The sequence below is a fragment of the uncultured Tenacibaculum sp. genome (assembly GCF_947495995.1).
In the GTDB taxonomy this organism is placed as follows: Bacteria; Bacteroidota; Bacteroidia; order Flavobacteriales; family Flavobacteriaceae; genus Polaribacter.
Genome location: NZ_CANMAX010000001.1, coordinates 957,133 through 971,711 on the forward strand (window position 1 = coordinate 957,133; position 14,579 = coordinate 971,711).

At 30.2% G+C, this 14,579-nt stretch carries 15 protein-coding genes and 2 tRNA genes; all 17 read right to left on the reverse strand.

Annotated elements, in window-relative coordinates; translation table 11 throughout:
- The 17 genes from Q1A15_RS04350 to Q1A15_RS04430 all read right to left on the reverse strand — a co-directional run bounded on the left by Q1A15_RS04350 (position 1) and on the right by Q1A15_RS04430 (position 14,576).
- Positions 1–1,014 (reverse strand): hypothetical protein, encoded by a 1,014-nt coding sequence (locus tag Q1A15_RS04350; RefSeq protein WP_299619329.1) that lies wholly within the window; start codon positions 1,012–1,014, stop codon positions 1–3.
- Between the two features lie 125 nt (positions 1,015–1,139).
- Positions 1,140–1,212, reverse strand: a tRNA-Lys gene (locus tag Q1A15_RS04355).
- Positions 1,213–1,214: 2 nt separating this feature from the next.
- Positions 1,215–1,286 (reverse strand) — tRNA-Glu (locus Q1A15_RS04360).
- 7 nt (positions 1,287–1,293) lie between these two features.
- Positions 1,294–2,676, reverse strand: a complete 1,383-nt coding sequence (locus tag Q1A15_RS04365) for a hypothetical protein (protein ID WP_299619332.1) — start codon at positions 2,674–2,676, stop codon at positions 1,294–1,296.
- Positions 2,677–2,774: 98 nt separating this feature from the next.
- Positions 2,775–3,866 (reverse strand): serine hydrolase, encoded by a 1,092-nt coding sequence (locus Q1A15_RS04370; RefSeq protein ID WP_299619335.1) that lies wholly within the window; start codon positions 3,864–3,866, stop codon positions 2,775–2,777.
- 4 nt (positions 3,867–3,870) lie between these two features.
- Positions 3,871–5,400: an amidohydrolase family protein gene (locus tag Q1A15_RS04375; protein WP_299619338.1), complete on the reverse strand. Its 1,530-nt coding sequence runs from the start codon at positions 5,398–5,400 to the stop codon at positions 3,871–3,873.
- Positions 5,401–5,561: 161 nt separating this feature from the next.
- Positions 5,562–6,863 carry a phosphatidylserine decarboxylase gene (locus Q1A15_RS04380; RefSeq protein WP_299619341.1) on the reverse strand — a complete coding sequence of 434 codons (1,302 nt, stop codon included), beginning with the start codon at positions 6,861–6,863 and terminating at the stop codon, positions 5,562–5,564.
- A gap of 138 nt (positions 6,864–7,001) precedes the next feature.
- Positions 7,002–8,048 carry a hypothetical protein gene (locus tag Q1A15_RS04385; RefSeq protein WP_299619344.1) on the reverse strand — a complete coding sequence of 349 codons (1,047 nt, stop codon included), beginning with the start codon at positions 8,046–8,048 and terminating at the stop codon, positions 7,002–7,004.
- 108 nt (positions 8,049–8,156) lie between these two features.
- On the reverse strand, positions 8,157–8,906 hold the full coding sequence (locus Q1A15_RS04390; RefSeq protein WP_299619347.1) for a hypothetical protein: 750 nt from the start codon (positions 8,904–8,906) through the stop codon (positions 8,157–8,159).
- A gap of 104 nt (positions 8,907–9,010) precedes the next feature.
- Positions 9,011–9,589, reverse strand: coding sequence for a HupE/UreJ family protein (locus Q1A15_RS04395; RefSeq protein WP_299619350.1), 579 nt, complete (start codon positions 9,587–9,589; stop codon positions 9,011–9,013).
- 11 nt (positions 9,590–9,600) lie between these two features.
- Positions 9,601–10,107, reverse strand: a complete 507-nt coding sequence (locus Q1A15_RS04400; protein ID WP_299619353.1) for a DUF6702 family protein — start codon at positions 10,105–10,107, stop codon at positions 9,601–9,603.
- 8 nt (positions 10,108–10,115) lie between these two features.
- A complete protein-coding gene (locus Q1A15_RS04405) occupies positions 10,116–10,421 on the reverse strand; it encodes a heavy-metal-associated domain-containing protein (RefSeq protein WP_299619356.1) in 306 nt (101 codons plus the stop codon).
- 114 nt (positions 10,422–10,535) lie between these two features.
- A complete protein-coding gene (locus tag Q1A15_RS04410; RefSeq protein WP_299619358.1) occupies positions 10,536–11,450 on the reverse strand; it encodes a metallophosphatase in 915 nt (304 codons plus the stop codon).
- Positions 11,450–12,196, reverse strand: a complete 747-nt coding sequence (locus Q1A15_RS04415) for a 5'-nucleotidase (protein WP_299619361.1) — start codon at positions 12,194–12,196, stop codon at positions 11,450–11,452. The genes Q1A15_RS04410 and Q1A15_RS04415 overlap by 1 nt, the downstream gene beginning before the upstream one ends.
- Before the next feature lie 31 nt (positions 12,197–12,227).
- Positions 12,228–12,665 carry a hypothetical protein gene (locus Q1A15_RS04420; protein WP_299619364.1) on the reverse strand — a complete coding sequence of 146 codons (438 nt, stop codon included), beginning with the start codon at positions 12,663–12,665 and terminating at the stop codon, positions 12,228–12,230.
- Complete coding sequence (locus Q1A15_RS04425) at positions 12,655–13,947, reverse strand: ABC transporter permease (protein WP_299619367.1); 1,293 nt, start codon at positions 13,945–13,947, stop codon at positions 12,655–12,657. The genes Q1A15_RS04420 and Q1A15_RS04425 overlap by 11 nt, the downstream gene beginning before the upstream one ends.
- Positions 13,947–14,576 (reverse strand): ATP-binding cassette domain-containing protein, encoded by a 630-nt coding sequence (locus Q1A15_RS04430; protein WP_299619370.1) that lies wholly within the window; start codon positions 14,574–14,576, stop codon positions 13,947–13,949. The genes Q1A15_RS04425 and Q1A15_RS04430 overlap by 1 nt, the downstream gene beginning before the upstream one ends.
- Positions 14,577–14,579: the final 3 nt, after the last annotated feature.

Consider the following 14,579-nt stretch of genomic DNA (forward strand, 5'->3'; position numbering starts at 1 on the left):
TTAATTATTAGCTGTTGTTGATTTTTTTATTGAAATTTTATGGATTTCTCCATTACCTTGAATTAGAATTAAACTCTCACCAGTACGATAACAACCATAAATAGTTGAACTATCTTCACCATATACTTCTATAATTGGTAATTCTTTAGTGTAATTTATGGTTGGATTTCCGCTTACATCAATACTACTGATATACGTTTTGTATTTCCTTTCTTTATTGATTCTTTTGAAATCTAAATGAATAATGTAAAGTGTTTGATCTATTAATTCCCAACCTCTAATACAGTGGTTTTTTAATATTCCTTTTGATATCTTTTTGATGTTGTTATTAGAAATGTCAAAATGATTTACAGCAATCCAAGCATCGCCTCCAATTTCTAAAACTAGCATTCGGTTATCAGTAAGTAATACAGGATATCCAATACCATTGTCTACAATTTTTTTAGCTGCTATTCTTTGTGGATCATCTGGATTTGTAATGTCCATAGCAAAAATTGAATTTTGATTAATCCAGTATATTGTATTTTTTACAACCTGAGTATAGAATGCACCATTGTAAACATCGTCTTCAGTTACAGGAATTACATAGTTAATTTCTGGATTTGGATTTTCTAAAGTTGGAATATCTGAGACTTGAAAATTGAAATGAATTTTATCTTTATGCGTTTCTGATATTTGGATATATAATTTATGTTGAGCAATACAAGCTCCTTTTATAAAACCATTTTTTGTTTTTTGTAGTACTACAGTTGGATTTTCAATGTTCTCAAAATCTATAATTGCGATTCTATTTCCTCTTTTGGCTATTAATAGTAATTTTTGACCTACAAATTGAAAACTAGGCTCGTAAAATCGCCCTCCTAGTTCTACTGAGGCTATTTTTTTGAAGTTAGCATCCCAAATATTTAAAATAGTATCTTCTTGAATACTAAATAATAGATTTTGATACCATTGTATAAAATGTATCCAATCTCTGTTATAATCTGTATTTAAAATGTTTGCTTGCACTATCATTCTTTCATCACATTTTTAACAAACAAAGATCTTTTTTAAAGCTGAGATATTTCCCCCTGTTTTCAGTGAAAACAGAAGAAGAGACAAAAACCAATAAATATCTTGTATTTATTGGTTTTAATTAGATCTGATAGCAGGGCTCGAACCTGCGTCCACCTGGTCCAAGAGCCAGGCGCTCTACCACTGAGCTATATCAGAAAAGATAGGTGCAGGGCTCGAACCTGCGTCCATTCGGGTGAGAGCCGAACGTTCTACCGCTGAACTAACCTACCTTATTTTTTATCTTGATAAAAAATGTACTTTTTTACCTGAAAAATACTTTTGCTTTTTAAGCATTGTTGCTAAATATGGATTGGAAATGACAACACCATGAACTAATTCTGGAGTAGGTTTAAACTTAACAACTTTATGGGTTTTCGGCGCAATCCAACCAGATTTATTAGGATCTAATCCTGCTTTTTTACAATACTTAACAACTAATTCTTTATTACATTTTTCTTTTCCTTGAAATACTTCCCAGGGTAAAGGAATTTTGTTCCAAACTTCTGTGTTTGGATCTAAATTTCCTCCGGAACTAAAATGCCACGCTACAACATCTGCAGCCATTAAACGTAATACTTTTCCAAAGCAAATTTCATTTAAAATATCATCCATTCCTAAGGCGTAAATAATATTCATCCAATTGTCTCTGGCTTTATTCCATGCGTTAGCCGTATTGTTCCATGTAGTAGAATCGTTTCCTCGACTAACAACCATAGTTTCAAGATTAATATCACTTCTTATCCAAATCTCTTCTAAAAACTCAGCAATTTCTTGAAGAATGGAAGTCCATTTACCTAATAATTTTCCTTTTTCTTCGTCTGAAAGATGTTGTAAGACTTCTTTACTAGTATAGATATGAGAAATTGCCCACCAATTAGTTTGATTCTTTGTTTTACTAATTGCTTGTTTTTTTAATCTATTGAAAACGTTAATTTCTGAATCAATTCCTTTACAACGATTTAATAACATGTTTGATATTTCATCGAATGACCTTTCTTGACTAGTATTTGTAAATACGCTACGTAAATTACAACGTGCATTATAGTAAGCAATAAAACATGCTGTATTGATGTCTTTTTTGAATTCTTCAAAACTTAATGTATGCGATAAACCGTGTTTACCAATTTTTTGAAATTCAATTTTTTTAATTTCGTTACTATAGGCAAGTAACTTCTTTTCTAAACGTTTTAAAAGTCTCCATTTTTTATTATAACGTCTTTTACTTATATCTAGGCCATTCTCTTTTCTCTGATGTTTATTTAAACGGTCTCCAAGAAAATTGTTAGCACCAAACTCTTTATTAATCAAAGGAGATATTTCTCTAATGAACAGTTCAACTTGATTGATATCGTTGTAATCTATTTTTCTTTTGACTTTTAAATCAAAAATTTCAATTGCTTTTTTAATTTGCTTTTCTGCTCCAATAGCAGTGGCAAATTCTTGCATCATAGATGTATAACCAAAGAATACATTTTTAAGAGAACCTTTGGATGCTTTTTTTAAAATGATTTTCTCTTGAGGGGATAATTGATCTCCTAAAAGCTCTTGAATCATTTGAGCAACATCTTCCGGACGTTTTCTCTGTATTAGTGTTTTATGTAAATCTTTTATCGTATTCATCATCGATGATTTTTAATTACAGTACAAGATTACAGGCTTATTACGCATTCTTTTTGCGTAGAGGAAATTATTTCATTTTTTTAGAAAACACATGCACTTTACTTTTGCTGTACAATCATTTTGTGAGCTTTTATTAAGCTTTTTATGCCAGAGTCCATGTTTCTGTTTTTTAACCAAAGTCCAGTTGTTAACAACGAATTACCTGTGAAATTTTGTTCGGTAAGTACTAAGTTTTGTTTTGGGTTTATCATTAAGAAACGTTCTCCATAGCCGTCAGACCATACTGTTTCTGTACTAGAATCAATCCACCATTGATAACCAAAACCATCATAACGACCATAATTAATATGGTTTTCTTTTAAGTTACTGTGCGAGGTTATACTTTTTTCAATCCATGTTTTAGATACGATTTGTTTTCCATTCCAAAGACCTTCGTTAGCAACCATTGCACCAATTCTAGCTAAATCTCTTGTACTTAAAAACAGATAATATTGTTTGTGTTTTGTAGGTTTTTTAGGATAAAACCATGGAGCGCCAATAATCACATTGTTTTCAGAAAAATCTTGTAAACCCATAGGTTTTGCTAAATATTTTTCCATAAAACTTCCAATAGACATTTTAGTTTCTTGTGTAAAAATGGTTCCTAAAGCATTTGCATCGAAATTATTTGAGAAAAAGTAAGTTCCTGGAGCATGACTCTCTCTTTTGGGTCTATCTGTTATCTGTGAATCATGTTCTCCTTGTGAAGGTAGAAATACACCAGATTTAAACATTAACAAGTCTTTTATTGTAGCCGTTTTTTCTTGCTTTGTTAAAGGTACAATTTCGTCGATATTTAGCTCTTCTAGTGTCTTGTCAATGTTGATCAAACCTTTGTCAACGGCAATTCCGTATAATAGACCTAAAATGGATTTTCGAATAGATGCTGTATTCATGATTTTATCTGTAGGACCATATTCATAAATAATCTTTTCATTTTTCAGAATAACTATCGATCGCGTTCTTGATGGTTTCTTTTTTGGAGTCAGAATATTTTGAATCTTTTCAGGAAGAGGTTTTCCGTAAGTTAATTCCGTTTGAAACTCTGGATCTGGATTACTAACCTTTGGGACAGCGAGATAAACGAAAAAGAAGATTAGTAATAAAAAAATAGTTGAAAGTGTTCTTTTGATAATTTTTTTAGTTCTCATATGTCTATTTTAAATAAGCATCAATATTTATTTTTCTACTTCTATCATTTGCATCTTTTACAGCTTGTAAGATGTTGTTTAATACCAGCCGATTGAGATATTTTCCATTTGCGATTACAGCTTCAATATTTTGTGTATGTTTTATATTTTCTAGTGGATTTTTATTCAGAAGTACTAAATCAGCTCTGTAGTTAATTTCAATTATTCCAGTGTTTTCACTCATCCAATCTGCAGTTGCTGATGTTGTAGCTTGTAAGATTTGGGCATTGGTTAAACCAATTTCACTAAGCGTAACCAGTTCTTCGTGTAATGAAAAACCAGGAACAGCTCCAGCTGCTCCGTTTGCATCTGTACCAGCTGTAATTACTACATTATTTTGCACTAATGCTTTTGTAACGATATCTAGAGCTTGTACAAACGTTTTCAAATAGGCATTAACTTCAGTTTTTTGTTGTTCCGTAAGATTACTAGAGTATTCATATGAATTGTTTCCAGGAAGCCATCCTTTTGAAATAGATGAACCTTCAATCCAACCTGGATTTTGATATTCTAAAGCAATAGTTTTAAGATAGTCTGCTAAGTGAAAAGCTTGTTTTACCACACTTTTATTTGAAGCAACTGTAGTAGATATTGTAATATTATTCTTTTTTAATTGCTTAGCAATTTGATCTACATTTTCTTCTAGATGTTTTAGGAAAGCATCTGCGTTTTTAGATGTAATTCGTCCGTAGCTTAACATAGATGCGTATGTAATCGATTCTACATGCGATAATTGTGATTGACCAGAAGTATAAAGTTCATCTAATGTTATAGGCACAGGTAAATGTCCGATTACAGGAATATTGATTTTTTTAGCTTCATCAAGAAGTGCATAGTAACTTTCTTTATTAAGATCCGAGCTTAGTTTGATAGCTTTATAACCTTTGTTTTTATAGTAATGAACAGCTTTTCTTACAGCTTTTATAGTGGTGTAATTTTGATGACGTCGTTCCATCCAACTTCTAAAGTTAGCTCTCATACCTTCTTGACTACTAACTTTTGGAGAAACGATGTAAATATTCGGACCTAATGCGCCAGCATCAATTTCTTTTTGATATTCAAAATGTTCATCCATTCCTGTCATTTCTCCTATATGAGTAATTCCGTTTACGAGGTACAAAAGCAGATCATTTTTACTTTTCTTTAAATGCACATGAGAATCAATTAATCCAGGAATTAAATATTTATTGCGACCATCGATTAGATGAAAATCTTTAGTTACAGGAATACTATCAGCATGAATTGCAATGATTTTTTTGCCTTCTACTAAAACGGTCTGATTCGGAATCATAGTTTGTGAATCTGTACTTAGTATATTCACATTAGTGATGGCTAATTTTCCTGAAATTGATTTGAATTGAGATGTGTTTACAATTTCTGTATTTCCTCCTAAAACGTGATCGATCTCTGAGCGATAATACAGGTAAGTGCTAAAGGCGATTGCTAAAACAATAATAAAAACTCCTAATATCCATTTTTTAATTGCTGACTTCATATGTCTTTTGTTTGAATTCTTTTTAGCAAAAGACATGATAAATCTTTATTCTGTTACCTCTGAAACCATTGAAAACACTATCAAAAAATGTTTTTGAGAGTACATAGCATAAAAAAAGAAGGTCATTCGACCTTCTTTTTAAATTTATATGATGTGCTATTTTATTTATTGAATAAAACAGAAGCTTGTCCGTATTGGAAATGAATTGGCATATGTCCAGGATCATATTTATACATGTAAATATCTACTGCTGGCTTTTGGAATAACATAATAATATCTGATCCTCCAAATCTGAATTTACCAAATTCTTGTCCTTTTACAACAGTTTTTCCTTGTAATTCAGTATACATATCAACACCAGAAACCTGACACATTCCGATTGGTAAAATAGCTACTTTACCAACTTCTGGTCCTGCATCCATAATTACAATTCCTCTTGCTTGGTTAAATTCGTAACCATCTTCTGCACCATCAGGAGCATCCCATTGTCCGTTTTCTTGTAGTTCTACATTTAAAAATACTTGCCCTTGTACAGGAATAATTTCTAAAATCTCTCCACTTACTGGTGTATGGAAACGGTGATAATCGAAAGGACTTAAGAAATAGTGTACAAATGTTCCTCCGTAAAAATCTTCACTATACTTGCTGAATTCTAAAAGTTGATCAACAGTTCCAATAGTATGAGTTCCTTTTAAAGATACTTTAGTTTCAGTACCTTTTTCATCTAAAACATTTCCGTTACTATCGATAGGATAAAATTGCTTGTAAGTACAATCTGCAGGTGAAGTTATAACCGTATTATCTTCTGGAGATGTAATTGGACGTAATGGACTTCTTCCTGTTTCTGGATCTGCATCATTAAATTCTCTGTAAAAGAATTCGTTGAATGTTTTCCAAGTTTTTTCGTTTTTAGCATATAACGGGAAGTTATACATTGTATCGTATTTAAACGATTGTAAACTTTCTTTAGTTAAAGAATCTTCAGTATCTAAGAAAGTACCCCAAGCTTGAGCGAAATCTACTAACCAATTAGCAAATTTTTCGAAACTTTGCATTGTTAATTCAGTACCAGGAACTTTTTGATCTATTAACCAGTACGACTGACATAATAAATCGTATACCTTTTGATTATAACCATTTTGCTGATCGTTACTTTTCCAAGCATTCGGATAATTAGGATCGTTACTTTCGTTTGGTACTAAACGAACATATAAATCTAAATAATCTAAGTAAGCCTCTACTGTTTTAGGCCATCCATTTCCTTGAAAAACATTATTAATTGCATGATATAAATCAGAATTTAATCTCTCTTTTGCTTCAGTTGAAGCGATAGTTAATGAAGCTTCTAAAGCAGCATACATTCTTACATCTTCAGAAAGAATTTGCTTTAATTTGGCAACTACGGGGGCGTGTTGTTGTGTTCCAACTGGAGCTACTACAGGTGTTTGCGTTTGTGTTTCCATACGTGTTTTTTAAGATTGATTATTAATATGAAATTAAATTACTTAAAAATACAATCGGAATATTAACTTATAGTTATAAGAATCTGATATTTAGGTATAAATGTATTTAAAACGATCATGAATGTAAACGATTTTAACTTAAGAAAAATTGAAGTTTGGATCGAGTTTAGATTGTTTCATCCCTACACGAAAAATAGAATACGTTACATCTTTAAACGGATCGTCGTAATTTCCTGTAACTAAATCTGCATTTGAAACATTAGACGGAACTAATTTTCCGTAAGTAGGATAGTAAAAAGCATTAGAATTAATAAACGTATTAAAATCCTTTCCTTTTGCTAATACACAAAAACCAGGAGATAACGAACCTATCTTTATTCGCTGACTTCCACCAGTGTAATCTAACTTAGCTTTTTCAGATAAGGCTAAACGTAAAGGTCTGCTTTTAAATAATATTTCTGGTTCCGATTTGTCTAAACGATTCAGTAATTCATCAATCATGTTGATGGCATTATTTGTAATTGCAGGAAAACCTAATGTTGAAGTTAATGTTTGTCCACTATCTGATTGTAAAAACTTAAAAATTCGTTGCCACCATTTAGGTTCACGATGTTTTACTACTTCAAAATTTAAATTTGCTAATCCACCAGGAATTTCAATAGGTCGGTTTCCGAAAGCTTGTTTAAAATCAGTTTTTAAATCCTTTGGTTCAGCAGGTTTTTCTTTCGCTTTGTTATAAAGATCTAAACCAGCTGCGATACTCCAAAAAGCGGTATCGAAATATCGATCTGTAGAATCTTTATCTTTTCCGATATTAATTCGCATTGTTGCTCTAGAATTTTTATCGATGTCTATATTATTTGCAATATGAAATGATTGCATTTCTAGATTCATTAAAACATCTGGTTCGTCTGAAGTTCCTTTTATAGATGAAGTAACTTCTGAAGATTCTAATATAGCAGGACCGTCAGCTTTGTTTGATAACTGAAAAGCAATAAACTGATTTTCTAAATCAAGCTCGGTAACATGTTCTACTCCTTTTTTATACGATACAGCTCCTCTACTTTCAGGCAAACCAAAAGTTGAAAACTCTGGACTATCTATAATTTTTTGAAGCTTATCTAAGTCGTGAATAAGTAATTCTGGTGTTAAAACTTCGTTTTCTTTGAATTCAAATAGTTTCATTTTTTTGTTTTTTAAAATAATGAGACTATAAAGATTGTTCTTATCTATAATGAAATCAATCCCTACATGTAGGTAAAAGAAAACTGTTTTAAGGCTGTTTAAAGAGTTTTATTTGATGTTTATAGCAATATTATTATTGTTTTCTTTAATGTAGTTTAAAAGATGGTTTTCTAAAGCTTTATCATGTTCCATTGCAGTATATACAAGTTGTTTTACATGTAAAAGAGAATCTTTTACATTCTGATGAATAGAAGCAATAGCTTTAGCACGATGTTTCTCCAAGTTATTCATAAATTCAGGAGCTTGTAAATTTTCATTCATAAGGCGTTGGAAAATTGCCTCGTAAACGATCGCTTCTAATAAAGTGAAATCTTTATTTTTTAATGAATGTTCATTTAATCCGTTTATTCCAACACAAATTTTAGTGCTATATACGTCTCCTTTTTTTTCAGATAAAAAGAATCTAGACGCAATTACCATAAGCTCTTCTTTAGTAAAATCTTGCCTTTTATCATTATAAAAAGTTTCATAAAAGTACTGTTGAAATTTCTTCCCTTTCAATAAAGAGTTGAAAATAGTATGAGCTTTTACGCTATCAGGTAAAACTTTTGAAACAGAATCTATAGCAATTCTATTGGTAAGTAAATATTCGTATCGTCTTGGAGTTTTATTTATTTTTAAACTAATACTATCGTTAATATTAGTCAATTCTGCATTTACGAACTCGAGCATTTTTCCTTGATATTCGAATTTTTCTATGTTTAACTTAACATAAGAACTGATGTCAAACTTTTGCTTCTCCTTTTGACAGCTCGAAATTAAAAACGGAATTAATAATAGATAATATATTTTTTTCATAGTAGTAATTGATTGTTTCTTTTTGCAATTGTGTAAACACAGGTTTCACAAAAATAAGAAACAATGAAAAACTAATATTATTGTCTTTTTATATGATATGAAAATTAAGAAAGTGCTCCAATAAATATAGTAGCAGCAATACCAAAACCAGCACCAGAAACGAAAATATTCCATTTAAGGTGTTCGCCCTTTAGTAATTTGGTATATACAAACAACATGGCAGTAAAAATGGCTACAATAAATAACTGACCAACTTCTATTCCTAAGTTAAAAGCAAATAAAGGCTTAATAACACTGCTATTAAACATCATCACTTTAAAGTTAGATGCAAAAGCTAAACCGTGAATTAATCCAAAAATTAAAGCAATAATGTATTTTACATTTTTGTTTGAAAATGTACCTTGTTTACCATAGTTTTTAATGTTACTAATGGCAGTGATCATTATTGTAAAAGGAATAAGTAAGTCGATAACTTTTGGATTATCTGGAATATATCCAAGAGCACTTATAATTAATGTAATACTATGCCCTATAGTAAAAGCCGTTATGATAACTAAAATTTGTTTCCACTCTTTAAGCTTAAAAGCAGCACAAAGTGTCATTACAAATAAAAGATGATCATAAGCGTTAATATCTACAATATGATGCCAACCGCTATTAAAAAAAGTGGTAAAATTATCCATTTGGTTATGTGTTAAAAAGTATAAGTGTAAGAATCTTCAACTTTAGTAGTTTCGAAGTATTTTGATTGAAAAAATGGAGGAAATCTAAGTTCCATTCTGTTGGATTGTAAAAAGCCAAAAACATCAAATAATAAGGCGTTTTTCACATCTATATTATCTCCTTTATTTACAGTGAAACTACTTTCAGAAAATTTAATAGTTAATACATTAAAAGCTTTTTCGAAATAAGAACTATCGTATTTGAAAGTGAATTTTTTCCCTTTAATCTTAATTATATAATATTCATTAAAGTAACTTTCGATATCGGTAATGTCTTTTTTGTTTAAACTGTTTACATTCATTGGTCTACCGATACTCTGTAAAAAATCATCAACAAAAACTTTACATTCTACTCGAATGTTTTTTTGATTTTCATCGTACTCAATAAGTGATGCCGTTACTTTTAAAGGATGTGAAAAAGAAGAAAAACTAAAAGTAATTCCTACGAGTAAAAAACCGATGTGTAATATTCTTTTCATATCATGAACTATTTACAAGGAATTTTACCAGCTAAAGAATTTACTTCAGTTTTTAAAACTGATGTTGTTGTTTCCTTAGGATTATACACTATTGAAACCTGTTTACTATGTAAATTAAGAATAGTTTGTTTAACTCCTTTAAAGTTTTTCAATCCACCTTCGACAACTTTTTGGCAATTATGACAACCTGCTTTAGGTATATCAACCACTAAAATAGAATCTTGATCAGATTTTACTAAAACTCTAGTTTCTGGCTTAATTCTATTACAAGAAGCTGTAATTATTATTAATAAAATTGCTAATGTAGACCTCATTTGAATGCTGATTTCATTATAGGCAAAGCCTTTTGAACCTTTTCCTCAGATTCAAATATATGAAAAAAGACCAAAATTGCAACAAAGTTGCGTTAACAACAAGTAATAAGAAATTTACACTAAAATTGTAGTTCCTGTTGAGGTTTTATTTAAATCTTCATCAAAATAGAAATCTACTCGACCAACATTAACACCATAAGCACCAACTTGATTGATCAACATGTTTTTATCATCCATGTTTTTCACAATAGTTGGTTTTGGTAAAAAAGTATGTGTATGCCCACCAATAATAAGATCGATATTTTTAGTAACCTTTGCTAAATTAAGATCAGAGATTTTATCAGGGTTATTCTTGTAATAATAACCTAAGTGAGAAAGACATATGACTAAATCACATTTTTGTTCGTTCTTTAATTCGTTCGTAATGTCTTGCGCAATTTCTACTGGATTTAAGTATTTAGTTTCCTTGTATAATTGCTTATTTACTAATCCTTCTAACTCAATACCTAAACCAAATATTCCTATTTTAATTCCATCTTTAATTAAGATTTTATAAGGTTTTACATGAGTATCTAATACCGTGTTTTTAAAATCGTAATTTGCACAAACAAAATCAAATTTTGCATTTGGTAATTGTTTGTAAAAACCATCAATTGAATTGTCAAAATCATGATTTCCTAAGGTAGCTACGTCGTATTTTAACATACTCATTAGCTTAAATTCAATTTCTCCACCAAAGTAATTGAAGTAAGGCGTTCCTTGAAAAATATCACCAGCATCTAAAAGAAGTGTATTAGGATTTTCTTTACGAATTTGCTCTACTAATGTCGCTCTTCTAGCAACACCACCTTGATTGGCATATCTTCTATGACTAGGTTTAAAAGGTTCAATATGGCTGTGTGTGTCATTGGTGTGTAAAATGGTAATATGACGTTGCTTTTTTTCAGTAAATGCAGGTAACGTTAATCCACCTACCATAGCTAATGCAGAAGCTCCTCCTACTTGTTTAATAAAATTTCTTCTTTTCATTACTTAATAATTACACGGTTATCAATTGTAGTACGAATCGTATCTGTCTTTTTAAAATAATCAATAATAGCTGTTCTTAGCTTGTAACCTAACTTTGTTAGTTTCTTAGGATTCTTCAAGAAGTTCATTCGATCTCCTCCGCTTTGTAAATAATCTGTAGTAACCACGGTATAGGTTTTACTTGGATCAAATTTTTCTCCATTAATTTTTAAATCACATGTATCGCCTTTAATAACAGCTTCTACGTTTTTAGACAAAGGATGTGCTTTTTTATTTTTCAAGAAGTAGGAAATGAATTCAACCATTTTATCACCGGTTAATTCAACTACAACAAGTTCGTTTTCAAAAGGCATTAATTTAAAAGCGTCTTCTTTTGTGATATTCCCTTTGGTAATAATAGAACGTATTCCTCCATTGTTTAATAAGGCAAAATCTATCGTTTTGCTAGTTAACTTTTTATAGATAGGATTACTTAATTCAAAAGTTAAATCGGCCATTAAATTTCCAAGAGAACTCTGCATAGCACCATCGTTTTTCACTAAATCTTTTGGTGTATAACTTAGTACTTTTTGCATTTCTTCTACAAGTTGTTTTTTATATGGTAAAACAGCATCATTAATGTCTGCATTGCCTCGAAAAGTACTGTCAACTGCAATGGTTTTTGCAGTTATTTTAGTGAGATGTTGCTCTTTTTGTTTGCATGAAGTAAATGCTATTAAAAAGCAAAACACGTAGAAAAATCTCATTATGATATATTGTTTATTTAGTTGATTCAATTTATTCTTTAGTTTTAACTGTACAATCACTCAGAATGTAATTGAAATGTTCTACATCAGAATCATTTAGGCTCAATGTTCCAGTTACAGTTACAATGTCGTCTGTTTTAAATTCCAGTTTTTTGTCAAAAACTAATTCTACAGCAGTTTCTGGTCCGCCAACACCACAAAAGAAACAAGAAGCCATTGGTCCTTTCGATAAAATATAAATTTTTCCGTTAGGATCTAAGTTTAAAAAATAACCACTTATTGTTATTACTTTACCTTCTAAATTCTTAACTGATTCTGAAAACTTAGGGTGTAAGAATTTATCATTGTACTTCGGATAGAATTTTTCAGTAAAGGTAACTTTAGCTAAATCATCCCAAGTTATTTTCTGTTGTCCGAAAGAAAATAAACTAATAAAAAAGAAGGTTAGGAAAACAATGCTATTTCTCATTAGATAAAATTTTAGATACGTTCATAGTAACAATAGGATATATGGCTAATGCTATTGCTACGAATACAAAACTAACAATTACTATACCGATAGAGAAAATATCATTAAAAGAAAGTGCTTTTAAAATTCCTTGTTGATATCCAGACTCTGCAAAAACAAACACAAATTTTAAAAGTATTTTAATTAATAAAACACCTGAAATAAAAGCAGTTAATGCGATTACAAGACCTTCGTAAACCATCATTTTTATCAACTGAAAATTACTTGCACCAAAAGTTCGTAAAAGTGCTAAATCGAAAGCTCTTTCTTTAACCATTTTATATAAACTGATAAAAATGATCATTCCTGAAATGATAAGAATAAGATAAGCAATCCAATTAATGGTTTTAAAACCTATTCCTGTATAACTGTAAAGTTTATCAAGTTCGTATTTAGGTAAAGCAGCTTGCATGTTGGTACTTTCATTTATTTTTCTTGGCATTGTTAAAAGTGCAACAGGATTTTTAAATGAAATTAATAAAGAAGTTACCTGTTTGTCTTCTTGAGAAGATTCATGCTCATGGTCTTCGAGGTCAGTTTCATGATGTTCTTCATGATCGTGTTCGTTGTGTTGATCATCTATTTCATGACCTTTATGTTCATCATGTTCGCCTTCTTCATGATCGTGATGGTCATGTGCATCCCAAATACTTTCTAATTTGGTAATTATTAATCGATCAATAGCTTGGTATGTTGGTTTTAATATTCCAACAACAGTAAATACTTCGTTGTGAACATCAATTTCATTTTCTATTAAACCATGAGAACTCAAGAAAGTATCACCAATTGAAAGTTTTAGTTTTTCAGCAATTGTAGCGCCAATAACTACTTCTAAACTCTTTTTTGTAGTGGTGCCTTTTTCTAATTCGGCTTTATATAATTTTAAAAAATCATCAGTTGTACCAACAATTCTGTATCCTTTGTAATTGTCTCCATAGGAAATAGGAACTGCTGTTTTTATTAAAGGGTTTTTACCAATTTTCTTTGCGTCTTTGTAAGAGATGTTCCCTGTAGGATTATCAAGATGTAAGACAGAAGCTAAAACCAATTGTAAAGGACTTCCTTTAGCACCAACAACTAAATCTATACCCGCTAAATTCTTTTCAATTTGATGTTTAAACGATGATTTTAATTGCTGAATTCCTAATAATAAACCAACACTTAGAGCAAGTGTAAAAACACTTAAGAAAGTGTAAAGAGGTTTAGATTTTATATTTTGTAATGTAATTTTCCAAATATTCATTATAAAGTAATTTGATTTTGGAAATATGGTTTAATTCTTTGGTCGTGAGTGATTACAATTAAATTAGCTCCTGTTTGTTTTGCTTGTTCTTTTAGTAGGTTGATTACTATTTTACAAGTATCATCATCTAAACTAGATGTAGGTTCGTCTGCTAATAAAATTTTAGGTTTATGAATTACAGACATAGCAATGCTTAATCGCTGTAATTGCCCCTCACTTAATTCATTTACATTCTTGTTTTTAAGATCGCCAATTTCTAATTGATTTAACAAATTGACTATTTCTTCTGTTGAAACTTTAGATTGGCTAAAAAACACTCGTGCTTGCATGTTTTTTAAAACACTTAAAGAAGTTATAGCGTGTTTTTGTTGGAAAACAAGACCAATATTTTTACCTCTAAATTGATCTAATTTATTGTTAGATAAAAGGTTAATATCTGTATTAGCAATAATTACTTTTCCTTGTTGAGGTTTTAGTAAGCCTGCTAATAAATGAAGAAAAGTAGTTTTCCCGATACCAGATTTACCAAGAATTAATAAATCTTCGTTTTGTTCTAAATTGATATCAGGAAAACTAAATGTATGATTATACTTTTGATATTGAAAAGTAAGATTTTCGGTTTTAATCATATA

Bases quoted from the DNA above. Each gene is read 5' to 3' on its own strand.
- Q1A15_RS04385 (WP_299619344.1), bottom strand. From the start codon at position 8,048: ATGAAACTATTTGAATTCAAAGAAAACGAAGTTTTAACACCAGAATTA.
- Q1A15_RS04365 (WP_299619332.1), bottom strand. From the start codon at position 2,676: ATGAATACGATAAAAGATTTACATAAAACACTAATACAGAGAAAACGT.
- Q1A15_RS04350 (WP_299619329.1), bottom strand. From the start codon at position 1,014: ATGATAGTGCAAGCAAACATTTTAAATACAGATTATAACAGAGATTGG.
- Q1A15_RS04420 (WP_299619364.1), bottom strand. From the start codon at position 12,665: ATGAGAAATAGCATTGTTTTCCTAACCTTCTTTTTTATTAGTTTATTT.
- Q1A15_RS04395 (WP_299619350.1), bottom strand. From the start codon at position 9,589: ATGGATAATTTTACCACTTTTTTTAATAGCGGTTGGCATCATATTGTA.
- Q1A15_RS04410 (WP_299619358.1), bottom strand. From the start codon at position 11,450: ATGAAAAGAAGAAATTTTATTAAACAAGTAGGAGGAGCTTCTGCATTA.
- Q1A15_RS04375 (WP_299619338.1), bottom strand. From the start codon at position 5,400: ATGAAGTCAGCAATTAAAAAATGGATATTAGGAGTTTTTATTATTGTT.
- Q1A15_RS04400 (WP_299619353.1), bottom strand. From the start codon at position 10,107: ATGAAAAGAATATTACACATCGGTTTTTTACTCGTAGGAATTACTTTT.
- Q1A15_RS04415 (WP_299619361.1), bottom strand. From the start codon at position 12,196: ATGAGATTTTTCTACGTGTTTTGCTTTTTAATAGCATTTACTTCATGC.
- Q1A15_RS04405 (WP_299619356.1), bottom strand. From the start codon at position 10,421: ATGAGGTCTACATTAGCAATTTTATTAATAATAATTACAGCTTCTTGT.
- Q1A15_RS04380 (WP_299619341.1), bottom strand. From the start codon at position 6,863: ATGGAAACACAAACGCAAACACCTGTAGTAGCTCCAGTTGGAACACAA.
- Q1A15_RS04430 (WP_299619370.1), bottom strand. From the start codon at position 14,576: ATGATTAAAACCGAAAATCTTACTTTTCAATATCAAAAGTATAATCAT.
- Q1A15_RS04425 (WP_299619367.1), bottom strand. From the start codon at position 13,947: ATGAATATTTGGAAAATTACATTACAAAATATAAAATCTAAACCTCTT.
- Q1A15_RS04370 (WP_299619335.1), bottom strand. From the start codon at position 3,866: ATGAGAACTAAAAAAATTATCAAAAGAACACTTTCAACTATTTTTTTA.
- Q1A15_RS04390 (WP_299619347.1), bottom strand. From the start codon at position 8,906: ATGAAAAAAATATATTATCTATTATTAATTCCGTTTTTAATTTCGAGC.